Source organism: Spirulina sp. CS-785/01, assembly GCF_028330525.1.
Lineage (GTDB): Bacteria > Cyanobacteriota > Cyanobacteriia > Cyanobacteriales > Spirulinaceae > JAQMSD01.
On the sequence record NZ_JAQMSD010000164.1, the window covers coordinates 22,815 to 35,808 of the forward strand.

General features: G+C 45.3%; 7 protein-coding genes. 5 read left to right on the forward strand and 2 right to left on the reverse strand.

Annotation, left to right across the window (positions count from 1 at the left end):
* Window positions 1-42: 42 nt before the first annotated feature.
* Both PN462_RS10965 and PN462_RS10970 read left to right on the forward strand, forming a co-directional pair.
* On the forward strand, window positions 43-429 hold the full coding sequence (locus PN462_RS10965; RefSeq protein ID WP_272128239.1) for a DUF1257 domain-containing protein: 387 nt from the start codon (window positions 43-45) through the stop codon (window positions 427-429).
* Window positions 429-881, forward strand: a complete 453-nt coding sequence (locus tag PN462_RS10970; RefSeq protein ID WP_272128240.1) for a ferredoxin — start codon at window positions 429-431, stop codon at window positions 879-881. The genes PN462_RS10965 and PN462_RS10970 overlap by 1 nt, the downstream gene beginning before the upstream one ends.
* A gap of 215 nt (window positions 882-1,096) precedes the next feature.
* Here PN462_RS10970 and PN462_RS10975 read toward each other — a convergent pair whose 3' ends face one another.
* Complete coding sequence (locus PN462_RS10975) at window positions 1,097-1,972, reverse strand: EamA family transporter (RefSeq protein WP_272128241.1); 876 nt, start codon at window positions 1,970-1,972, stop codon at window positions 1,097-1,099.
* Between the two features lie 234 nt (window positions 1,973-2,206).
* Here PN462_RS10975 and PN462_RS10980 point away from each other — a divergent pair, with 234 nt between their 5' ends.
* Complete coding sequence (locus tag PN462_RS10980) at window positions 2,207-8,134, forward strand: S8 family serine peptidase (RefSeq protein ID WP_272128243.1); 5,928 nt, start codon at window positions 2,207-2,209, stop codon at window positions 8,132-8,134.
* 151 nt (window positions 8,135-8,285) lie between these two features.
* Window positions 8,286-8,891, forward strand: coding sequence for a PEP-CTERM sorting domain-containing protein (locus tag PN462_RS10985; RefSeq protein ID WP_272128244.1), 606 nt, complete (start codon window positions 8,286-8,288; stop codon window positions 8,889-8,891).
* 374 nt (window positions 8,892-9,265) lie between these two features.
* On the opposite strand, the gene PN462_RS10990 is transcribed toward PN462_RS10985, so the two are convergent.
* A complete protein-coding gene (locus PN462_RS10990) occupies window positions 9,266-9,871 on the reverse strand; it encodes a Uma2 family endonuclease (RefSeq protein WP_272128246.1) in 606 nt (201 codons plus the stop codon).
* 256 nt (window positions 9,872-10,127) lie between these two features.
* Here PN462_RS10990 and PN462_RS10995 point away from each other — a divergent pair, with 256 nt between their 5' ends.
* Window positions 10,128-12,830 carry a two-partner secretion domain-containing protein gene (locus tag PN462_RS10995; RefSeq protein WP_272128247.1) on the forward strand — a complete coding sequence of 901 codons (2,703 nt, stop codon included), beginning with the start codon at window positions 10,128-10,130 and terminating at the stop codon, window positions 12,828-12,830.
* Window positions 12,831-12,994 lie beyond the last annotated feature (164 nt).

Sequence of the window (12,994 nt, forward strand, 5' to 3'; positions counted from 1 at the left end):
ACTTTTTGTCATATTCGTTTACAAAGCAACCCATATCCAACTATGTCTCATTTCAGCAACATCAAAACCAAAATTCGCAATCTCGATGCTTTAAAAACCGCTTTAACCGACTTAGGGATGGACTGGAAAGACGGCCCCGGTCAAGTGCGGGGATACCAAGGCCAAACCTATGATGCCCAAATCGTCATTGAACAAGAAAACAACTACGATATTGGCTTTAGCTGGAATGGCCAAGAATACGAAATGGTCACAGACTTGCAATACTGGCAACAACCCCTTTCCGTGGAAGGCTTTTTGCAAAGAGTGACCCAACATTACGCCTTAAATTCCGTTCTCAGCACCACCGCCCAAGAAGGCTTCCAAGTGGCTGAGAAGCAAAAAAATGAAGACGGTTCAATCCGTTTAGTTGTCCAACGCTGGAGTGCCTAATGACTGATTACAACCCAACTCAAGAGCGTTCTGGTTTAGAACCTGAGTTGGGTGGTGTCTTCCGAGATGCACCCGAACGCACAGGCTTTGAACCAGAACTCGGCGGTCAATTCCGCGAGAAAGGGGTTTATGTGGATGAGTTAACCTGTATTGGTTGTAAACATTGCGCCCACACTGCCCCCAATACGTTTTACATTGAACCCGATTATGGCAGAGCCAGAGCGATTCGCCAAGATGGTGATCCTGAAGAATTAATTGACGAGGCCATTGATACTTGTCCGGTGAATTGTATTCACTGGGTCGATTATACCGAACTCAAGGAACTTGAGGAGGAGCGCAAGTATCAGGTGATGCCCATTGCGGGTTTCCCCGTTGATGCCTCCGTCACCGCCGCCCACCATCGGTTACAACGGGAACGCAAAAATCAGAAAAAAACGAAAAAGTCAAGTTAATTTTATAACTTGTTACATTTTAGCAAAACTCCTTGCCTGTAGGTTGAGGGGTTTTTTATTGGTAATTGGTTCTTTGTTCTTTGTGTCTTTTGTGGTTCACCAATTCTCAATTCTTAATTCTTAATTCTTAATTCTTAATTCTTAATTCTTAATTCTTAATTCTCAATTCTTAATTCTCAATTCTTAATTCTTAATTCTCAATTCTTAATTCTCAACTATCCAATTGTTTGAGAGAAAGCGATCGCAAATACCCCCAACACCATAATACTAGCCCCTAACAACCGTTCCCGCAACCCAGTTTCCTGAAAAAATAACCGCCCCCAAAAGACACTTAAAATGGTGCTAGTGCGCTTAATCGAAATTACATAAGCGACTAGCGTTAAACTCAATGCCGTCATCTGACAGCTTACCGTCAGCCCGTTAAATAGACCCATTACCGCTAAATTTCGTAACGTTTTCCCCCGCACCTGCTTAAAATTAGCAGCACGAAACAAAGCCACAGGAAATAATAACAGCGTAATCACCGCATAAACACAAATAATCCAAAAAAGCGGTGAAGAATTTTGTAACCCCAATTTATCAAAATTACTATTCAAACTCCAAATAAACGCCACCGCCAAAGCACATCTTGTCCCCGTATCATTGCCTAATGCTTTCAGGGGGGCAAAAAAGCCCGCTTTGCGCTGGTTAATATTGAGAAAATAAGCCCCCGTAACAATGAAAATAATACCAATAATGCCCAATTGACTGGGGTATTCTCCAACAATCAGAGGAGAAGTAACAAGAAGAAAAAGTGGGGTAAAACTGGTAAGCGGCATCACCTTAGATAAATCGGAAAGTTGAATCGCCTTCATTAACAGAGAAAACGCGATCGCATTTCCCACCCCACCCCCAACCAAGGCAACCCAAAACGGTTGGCCAATCTCCGGAATCTCAATAAAAAAGAGTAAAGGAGAGAGAAATAAAACCGTAAAAAAATTTAACGCCGTCGCCACAAAAATCGCGTCTAAATTTTGCAGCGACTTCTTACTAAAAATATCCTTACAAGACTCAAAAAACGCCGTTGCCCCTGCAAACAATAACCAAAGCATAGAAAAATCCAGTCATACAGAACTAGAGTACATGATTCTTGACTATTACGAACTGTCTCCTCTCTGGGAAACTTCATCAAAACTTCACATAAAAGCCGCCCAATGCTTACACACTTCACACAATCTTGTCAGAGATTCTACCACCAACCTGCTAAAGTCAGGGTAGATGGATAAATCTCAGTCATCGACTCCCGACACCAAACCATTTAAAATCTGCTTGAGAGGGTGCTAACCATGCTAGGACGTTTATTCCGGAAATCTCCAACCCCAACCTTAGAAGTAAACCGAGTCAGCGACTCCACTCAACTCTTACAACACTGTGAACTACCGGATGAGTTAATTGTCTCTGAAGACAATACCCCAGAGCAAACTTCCTCAGAGACTCCTCAACCCACCCCAGACCCTCAAAATCCCCTTGTGATAGAGGAAGTAACGGTAACAGAAGATAAGTCCTCAGAACCCCAAAAAAAAACCTCAGAGAGTCCTCAACCCACCCCAGAACCCGAAAATGATGAGTTAATTGTTACTGAAGATAAGTCCTCAGAACCCCAAAAGAACCCTTCAGAGAGTCCTCAACCCACCCCAGAACCCGAAAATCCTGTTGTGATAGAGGAAGTAACGGGAACAGAAGATAAGTCCTCAGAACCACAAGAAAACCCCTCAGAGACTCCTCAACCCTCCTCAGAACCTCAAAATCCTGTTGTGATAGAGGAAGTGACAGTCCCAGAGGGAAGTAACCTAGAAAACCCTGATCCTGTGATTCCCTTTGCTCAACAATTTGATGCAGGTATCTTCACTGTAGATGAAACTGGTCAAGTGAACGTTGATTTCCTCGCAGATGGTCGCAAATATCGGGGTCAACTGGCCATGATCAACGTCGAGGGGATGGAACAATTTGACTATGGGACAACAGAGTTCATTCAAGAAGCAGCAAGACGCGCATTGAGTGACTCCCCTCTCGGTCGCATCATTATTTCTGACCGAGACGAAGGAGCAAGGTTTAATAAACAGTTCTTTGGTAAATATAACCGATCCAATTACTTAGGAAACAAAACCTTTGATCTGCAACCCGGTGGCCAATATGCGTTTATGCTCATTCCCAAGGGGAAAATGAAGTCTGTACTGAAACGGCCTGTTTTAAATAAAGTTCGCAGTCCCCTCTTTTCCTTTGAACAAGAGCAAATGGCCTCACTCTCCGGGGGTGCAGCATTTGCTTGGGAAGATTTGGATGTGGAAAAAAGAAGTGATGCGGATTTTAATGACTTAATTTTTCGGGTTGAGGGAGTCACAGGAGAGGCTGTAACGAGTGTAGAGGAAGCGATTAACCCCAGTCAAGATTGGCGGGAGACTGAAGCAGGTCGAGAGGTTTTAGACTATCTGGAGTCTATCCAGATACCACAGGAGAATGAAACTCCTCAAGATGTGAAACTCTTGGTGGATGCGGTTTATAATCCGGGGGAAACGTTGTCGTTTCCGGGGTTGGTGGCCGATGAAGATGGGGGAAGTGATATTGCGCGAGTGGATTTCTGGTTACAGCAGGATGGGGGAGAGTGGGTTGATATTAGTGATGCGGTAACGTTTACTTCTGATCATTATGATGCAGAACGGGCTAAGTTTAATTATGAATTAGAAGGACTTGACCCTGGACGGTATCAATTAAAAGCTGTGGCCTACGATAGTACGGGGGCAGCAGGGGAAGAAAGCACCCATGGGTTTACGGTGTTATCTGTACCGGAAGATGCGGGACTCTCCGATCGCACTCGCATGGCCATTGAGCGATCGCTGAATCTCAACAACTACAACCCCAATGCCCTCAGTCAAGCCACCCAATGGGTTGTCAGTGTCAACTCTAGCATAGCAGCCGATGAGTTAGCCGCAGCTTGGGGCGCGACCAATTTAGGAGCAACGGGAGAGATTCCCAACACCTACACCTTTCAGTTTACCTCTGGGCTTGACCCCTATTTCCTCACCAGCCAATTAAACCAAGATGCGGCCATTGAATTTGCCTATCCTCTCGTCCCCATGTACCTCGATTTTTACGGCAACCCAGAGGATGAACCCTTGGTGAAAGATGGCACACAATGGCATTTACGCAGTGGCATTGAACCGGAAGCCGATGCCAATGTTACCCAAGCATGGCAGAGTACAACGGGAGAGGGTGTTGTTATTGGGGTTGTGGATGATGGGTTTGAGTACCAGCATTCCGACCTGAGCGACAATTATCGTTCGGAATTAAGTTATGATTTTGACGAATACGACGGTGAACCCACCCCTCGGTTAAAACAAGTTCAGGTCGATTATCACGATTGGACGGACAATTGGATTAATGATGAGGCCAATTATTTTCAGGTAGGAGTCCCGGCCAGTGGGGATGTGGCCCAATTGACCCTGACGTTTGATCTCTGGCATGATGCGATCGCAGACCTAGACATCTCCCTCAAAAGTCCCCACGGCACAGTCATTCCCTTAGAAAACATCGGCGGCCCCTCCTATTCCGCACCCCTCCATGGGTTTACCGGAGAAAATGCCCAAGGATACTGGACATTAATCATCGAAAAAAATGAATCCGTAGCCAATGGGTTACTCGACTCCTTTTCTTTAACCCTAGACACCTACAACGGTCACGGGACAAGAGTTGCAGGAGTCGCCACCGCCCATGGAGAAAACAGCTTTGGCGGCAGTGGAGTCGCCCCTAATGCCCACTGGGCCGGGTTACGCATGGGATCAACTGCCGTCACCGAATATCAAATTACCGATGCCCTCTCCCACTACAAAAACGACATTGATATTTATAACAATAGTTGGGGGCAAGGCTTTTATAGTGCGGCTCTGCCAAACGTTGAGAACCTGTTTGCCAATGTTGAAGATGGCCGCAATGGAGCAGGGAATATTTATGTCTTCGCTGCGGGTAATGATCGCATCGATCCCCACACAAATAACTATCCCTACGGTAACGTCAACTATAACAGCCTAGCCAATGCCCGACAAACCATCGCCGTCGGAGCAATTGACCACCACGGAGAGCAAACCGTTTACAGTACCCCAGGGGCCGCCTTACTGGTGTCGGCCTATTCCGGAGATGGGACAACCGACATTACCACCACCAGCGTTAATAATAGTTATGTGGATGACTTCAGTGGGACTTCTGCCTCAGCCCCCTTTGTATCGGGTGTAGTCGCCTTAATGTTAGAAGCCAATCCTAATTTAACCTGGCGAGATGTCCAAACCATCTTAATTGAAACCGCCCAACCCGAAAACGGCAACCAAGACAACTTAAACGACCCCAACGACCCCGACTGGGTACAAAATGGAGCAGGATACTGGGTTAATCATAAATACGGTTTTGGGGCTGTCGATGCTCAAGCAGCCGTCGAAAAAGCCACCAACTGGACACTGTTAAACCAAGAAACAAAGCTCTCACAACGCGCATTAGTCGCCCAAGCTATCCCCAAATATAACCCCAATGATCCCTTAACCTCCACCATCACCCTTAACCCCCAAGACAACCTGAGTGTAGAATGGGTAGAAGTCGGTTTTAGCACCCAACACCGCTACATCGGCGACTTAGAGATTACGCTCATCTCCCCCGACGGTACAGAATCCGTCTTATCAGAACAACACTTCCACCACAGTTACAACCACCACAACTATCAAGAGAAAGTCTATCATTGGACCTTCACCTCCGCCCGTCACTGGGGCGAGTCAGCATCCGGAGAATGGGAATTACAAGTCCGAGACAAACACAACGGGAATGGGAGTAGTCCCTTCTTTCACAACATCTGGAAAAGTTGGAGTCTCAACCTTTACGGCACATCCCCCAACACTCCTCCAGAATTTAAGATAGTCACTAATACCAACGATAGCGGTGCAGGCAGTTTACGGGCAGTACTAGAGTGGGCAAATGCCAACCCTGGCACAGATCTGATTTCCTTTAACATTCCCACTACAGACCCCGGTTACAATGCAACTACCAACACCTTTACCATTCAACCCCTCTCCGCTTTACCGAAAATTACTGACGCAATCATCTTAGATGCAACAACTCAACCCGGATTGACCAACAAACCCATGATCGAACTTGATGGCAGTTTAGCAGGAAATGAAACACATGGACTGCATATCAGAGCAGGAGATAGCACTGTAAAAGGTTTTGTTATTAACCGTTTTGACCGTCAAGGAATTTATCTAGACTCTGCCGATAATAATATCATTCAAGGAAATTATATTGGAACAGATGTTACAGGAACAAAACTTGGTCGTAATGGTGGAAATGGTATTTATATGGCTTCTTCATCAGGTAATTTAATTGGAGGGGCTACATCTAATGCACGGAATATTATTTCTGGCAATGAAAGTTATGGTGTAAGTATTTATTCCTCAAAATGGCAAAAAAACTTCGTACAAGGAAATTATATTGGCACTGATATTACAGGAAAAAAAGATTTAGGAAATAATAAATATGGAGTGGTTATTGGCAGTAGCAGTAATAATGTTATTGGAGGTATTAATCCCGGTGAAGGAAATATAATTGCATATAATGGATGGGATGGAGTAAGAATTAAAAATAATAATGCTACCACGATTAATAATAGTGTGCTTTCCAATTCCATATTTGGAAATAAATATTCTGGAATAACATTAGGTAAGTATTTTAATCAAAGTTTACAAAATGATGAAAAAGATATAGATGAGGGTGAAAATCACTTACAGAATCACCCAAATTTGGTTTCTGTAAATCTTGCGGAAAATTCAATAGAAATAAATGGAAATTTTAATAGCACGCCAAACAAAAAGTTCCGATTAGAATTTTTCGGTAATCCCAATAATGATGGAGAAGGGAAAAACTTTTTAGGTTCTCAGAAAGTCACTACAGACAGCAATGGTAATGCTAATTTTAATATATTTTTATCTAATGTTGCGGCAGATCGATTTGTAACGGCTACAGCTACTGATTCACAGGGAAATACCTCCGAGTTTTCCAATGCAATCAGAATTGTTGGGACTCCCAATAATTCTCCTACTTTAACTAACATCGATTTACTTTCAGGAGTAGTTGGTAATCAACCTTTTAAGATTAATTATGAAGATTTGTTAGCAGCATCTAATGCAGCAGATACTGACGGAGATAAAATTTCCTTTCTTATTCAATCAGTAAATTCTGGAACTCTAACCAAAAATGGCAAATCTGTAATTTCTGGAGTAACAACCCTATCTCCTGGAGAAGTTCTAATTGGTGAATATAGCCAAAAAGATTTTATTCAAACCATGCATTCATACATTCCTGCGTTTACCGTGACAGCTACGGATGGTATAGAAAAATCTCAAAAACCTGTAGATGTAACCTTGTCATCAGGATACTACTTAACACAACCAAAAATTGAGCAATTTAGTCTTTCAAATGCAAATGGATTAACTTTATCAGTCCAAGGGTATTTTCCAACTCAGGGGTGGACATTGAACCCCGTTACACACGAACGCGACGGTAATACATTTAAAGTTGGAATCACTGCACTTGCTCCTTATATAGGACTCACAGCAATAGAGTCGTTTAGCAAAGATATTGTATTGGACTCCGATATTTTTGACACGGAAAATTCTTCCTATAAAGTCATCATCAATGACACGATAACAACAGAAATTTCTCTCACTTCATCCACTATAACTTCTTTCAATACCAACCCCTACACTAATCCCTACCAAAGCGAAACCGACAGTCCCTTCTATACCCACCCCAACCTCATCCTCGAAGACTTTGAAGACGGACTCCTGAACACCCCAGGAGTCACCGCATCCACCGGGACAATTTCCAACACCACCAACACCGTGGACTCCCTCACCGGACAAAGTTGGCGTATCTCAGAAAACACCCTCACCCTCACCTTTGATGACACTGTACTCGGTATATACCCCATTGATGTTGGCGTGGCCATCACCGACATCGAAACCAACAACGGAACAGGAACAGTGAGACTCGAAGCATGGGACGCACAAGGCGTTTTCCTCGGTGCAACCCAACCCCAAGACTTCGGGGATGGCCTCACCAACGGGTCAACCGCAGAAGACCGTTTCTTAGGCATTAGCCACGATAACGGCATTAGTAAAGTCACCCTAAGCACCGATAGCACCAATTGGGAGTTAGACCACCTCCAGTACGTCGTTTAACCTTTTGGGGAACTGTCACCCCCTCCTCACACCAGCACAGCCCATTATGAAGTTTTGTAAAAAATTGCCATCTCTTGCATAAAAATTTCCCTTTTCCCAAGAGATCAAGACAGAGTTCCCAGTCCCATAGTCAAATTAAGGAGAAACAACCATGCCTTACTGGTCAGCAGAAACCCAAAGTTACCAGAATACAACCGGATTAGCCTTTGACTTAATGAACAGTGGCTATCTAACCATTGCTCCATCCAATGATGCAACGGAGACAATAGACGTTCCCTTCGTCTGGTGGCTACCCTCTAGCAGCTATTCTTCAGGAATTAATTGGTGGGATGATTTAGAGATTCCCACAGATAGCAGTTCCTCAGATGCAGGACTGGATACCCTCGATTTTGTTAATTTTGACCTCTATAATGCTCCAGATGAATATTATCTAGTGCTGCCAGAGTTAGAGAGTAACGCTTTCCGTGAACTAGATGGAAACTGGTTAATTTCAGACGGCTATGATCCCACAGTGGACAATAGCATTTTTGAGCAAATGCTGACCGAGGATTATCAGTTCGTCTCGGTACAAGAGAAAGATGTAAGTATTGAGGACTTAGTGAACTATCCCGTCAGTCCACTCCCTCCCAATGACACCATCCCGACTTCCGTTCCCGAACCATCTTCTGTGGTGAGTACCCTAATTTTAGGTGCAGTTTTTGTGGGTACAGTCGTCAAACGGATCTTTTTCTCCAAAACTAAAGCGAAAACCGCTTAAACTGCATTTTTAAACCCCTTACACCCGAACCCGTTTTGTCAACAATACTCCATTCCAGAATTTATATGAAAATCACCTAAAAATGTGCAACCTTGTGCATAAAAAATCATCAAAATCCCAAAGGTACTCCTAGAACCCTTAAAACTAAGGAGAGTCAGTGATGGTTTATTGGCAGGTTGCGCTAGGTTGGTGGAAACCCGGATACTGGTCAGTAGAAACCCAAAGTTACAAGAATACAACCGGATTAGAATTTAACTTGATGAGTAGTGGTTATCTGACCATTACTCCATCTCATAATGGAATACAATCTATAAGTCCTATTCCTTTTTCGTAAATCCTTTTAGAATCCCCTGTATCCCCTGCCGGGGAGTACGTCAAAGAGGCAAAACATCGTCTAACCGTAGTTGTAAATTAGGCAGTAGTCCCGATGAAATCGCTTCACCCCGTCGATATTGCTGCTGACAATATTCATCTCCAGCCAGTTGGCAGACAGTGAAGGTGGGTTGTTTGGGTTTGCCAATGAAGGCATTGCCTCCTAGCCCCCGATAATCGACGATCCAATATTCAGGAATACCTAAAAGCGCATATTCTTCAACTTTACGGGCATAGTCGGTTTCCCAATTGCTGCTAACCACTTCTACCGCTAATTTGATGGAACGACCTAATGTAATCACAGGTTGCCGTTGCCAAAGGGGTTCGTTGGCCAAGACTGTTTCGTCTAGAACGATAATGTCGGGACGACGCGCTGTAGCAATGTCGGTAAAGGGTTGAATGAGGCAAGTGCGGGGGATAAACCAAGGGTGTTTGGCCTGCATAACCGCCATCCCAATATGAACGGCCAGCTTGCCGCTAACGGTTTCGTGAGGCCCGGTGGAGTCCATGTCAATCAGTTCTCCATCCGCCAATTCGTAACGGGCCTCATCGCCATAGCGAGCAATAAATTGGTTAACGGTGAGGGTTGATGTTGGTGTGTCAGTCATGGTGCTAGCGTATGCGCGACTTCCTGCCCAAGACTGATTGCTCCAGCATAATTCGCTTTTTGCTGTAAGTCGGCATAGACTTCATCACTGAGTTCTAGAGTGAGTCGCTGACTCATGTTTTTGTCTTGGCTAGAGCATTCAACCGAATCTACCAGTAATTATAGTTTCATAAGGGCGATCGCACTCCTCGAAACCCTTTCCCAATTTCCCCCAACTAGCCTACAATTTTCAGCAAACACTAGAGAGAAAACTCCCCGTGCGGCTCAAAATTGGACTCCTAACCACCCTACTCTCCCTTAGTATCTCCCCCACCCTAGCCAAAGCCCAAGTTAGTGCAGATACCACCCTCCCCAATAACACCATTGTCACCCCTGCGGGTGCAGCCTTTCAGATTACCGGAGGGACAACAGTAGGGAGTAACTTATTTCACAGCTTTAGTGACTTCTCCCTCAATGCAGGAGAAGCGGCCTTATTTTTCAATAATCCCGCCATTAACAATATCTTTAGTCGCGTAACAGGGAATAACATCTCAACCATTAACGGGTCAATTCAAGTACAAAATCCCGTTAACTTCTACCTCCTCAACCCCAACGGAATTCTCTTTGGCCCCAATGCTAGTTTAAACATCGGCGGTTCATTCTTTGCCAGTACCGCAGACAGTCTCATTTTTGCCGACGGTACAGAATTTAGTGCCACCACCCCCACCACCTCCCCACTCTTAACCCTGACTGTCCCCATTGCACTACAATTTGGTGGTTCTCCTGGCAATATTACCGTACAGGGGACAGGACATAATCTGCAATCGGGGCCCGGTGGAGCAGTGGTTTCTTTGCCCCCTGCAACGCAGTTAAACGGAACAACTGGGCAAACTATTGCGCTAGTAGGAGGGGAAGTTAATTTAGAAGGGGGAAATGTAATTGCCAGAGAAGGAGAAATTGAAATTGGCAGCGTAGGAAGTAATGAAAGAGTGGCGATTACGCCGGATTTAAACTTAGATTATACCGGAGTTAGTACCTTTCAAAATATTAACCTCACTCAAAAAGCCTCAATTGATGCGAGTGGAGTAGGAGGAGGCCGCATTCATCTCCAAGGCCAACAAATTAATGTTAGCGGTGGGTCAAATATTCTCTCCATTACCGAGGGAGGCAATGCAGGGGTTGGAGTGACGGTGAATGCGTCGGAGTCGGTGAATTTAGTCGGGACAGATAGCACGGGAGTCATTCCCAGCGCTATTCTCACCGAAACCATTCCTCGGTTTCCAGGAGGGGGGTCTGGGGGACGGTTGGAGATCAATGCACCGCAAATTAGTATTACTGAGGGGGCCCAAGTGTCGTCTTCGAGTTTTACGCAAGGACGAGCAGGGAATATTGTCATTAATAGTCCATCTTTAGAGATTCGTGGGAAAACGCCTCAAGGGTTTCCCAGTGGGATTTTTGCCGCAACGGTGGGGTTAGGTGCAGGGGGAAATGTCACAATTAATAGTGAACAAATGACGCTGCAAGATGGGGTGAGGGTCGAAAGTACCACCCGACAAGTTGGAAACCAACCCGCAGGGAATTTAACAATTACGACGCAAAATTTATTAGTGGAAGGGGGGTCGCAAGTATCCACTTCTACATCCGGAGGAGGGAATGCAGGAGGGTTACGTATTGAAGCAGAAAATATCCATCTGAGAGGGACAGGAGAGCAAGCAAGTGGTCTGTTTAGTCAAGTCAATTCCTCGACTGCAACGGGACAAGGGGGGAGTATGACCTTGGAGACGCAGCAATTACAGATCGAAGCAGGAGCGCAAATTTCAGCAGGGACATTTGGCCGAGGGGATGGGGGTGTAGTTGATATTCGTGCGTTTGAGGGAATTGAGATAGAAGGACGGGGGAGAAGTCGTCAGGGTCAACCTTTGCCAAGTGGCATTTTTACGCAGGTGGATGAGCAAGCAAGGGGTGAGGGGGGAGATATTCGGGTGCAGACTCCTCGTTTAACGGTGCGGTCGGGGAGTGCGGTTTCTGCGGGGACATTGGGGATAGGAAATGGGGGGACGGTGACGATAAATGCGTCAGAGTGGGTGGAGATACAAGGGGAGAATACGGGAATTGCTGCACGGACTAGGGGGAGTGCAGATGCAGGTGATGTGAGTATTACGACTCCTCAGTTAATTATTGGGAGTCAAGGGAGTGCCACGGTGGAAAGTTTGGGGAGTGGGGATGCAGGGAATTTAAAGGTGAATAGTAATTACATCGACCTCAACCAAGGCCGCATTACGGGGGAAACGACTTCTGGACAGGGGGGGAATTTAACGATTACGGGTCGTGATATTCGCCTTTTAAATAATAGCCAAATCTCGACTACTGCGGGAACGGAGGATCAACCGGGAGATGGGGGAAATATTACTATTACCACAGATACCCTAGTGGGGTTACAAAATAGCGATATTACGGCCAACTCCTTTCGCGGTCGGGGGGGTCAGATTAATATTACCGCAGAGGGGATTTTTGGCTTGGAGGTGCGGGAGGAATTAACCCCCAATAACGATATCACAGCCTTTTCTCTGTTTGACCCCAGTCTCAATGGGGAAGTGAACTTACGGACTCCAGATATTGACCCCACCCAAGGGTTAACGGATGTTCCCACCATTGAGTCTCCCGAACAGGTGACAGAAGTCTGTCCAGAACGCGCAGATAATGAAGCGAACGAGTTAACCACCGCAGGCCGCGGTTTACCCACTGATCCCACTGCACCGTTAGGAGAGAGTGAAATTCTGGTTGAACCCATTGCTCCGGTTACGGAGACGGGAGAGGGGATCAATTCTTCCCCCCAAGTGGAAACGACTCGTCGGGAGGTTTTGGTGGCTCAAGATTGGTATATTAATGAGCAAGGCCAGTTAATTCTAACGGAAATGGCGGTTAATTTGAGTCCACGGTCTTCTTTAAAGTTTCCGGTGCGCTGTCAGAATCGCCCTTAATTGTTGTTTTTGGGGTTAATTTAGCCTTGGGTTTAAACCTAAGGCTGAGAGCGAAAACCCGTTAAAACGGGTTGAAGATAAAAGATTATATGAAATCCGCTTTATTGTTTATTGGTCTTCAATTGGCTTAAAAAGAGAGAGTGAGAAACCGGGTTTCTTATTAG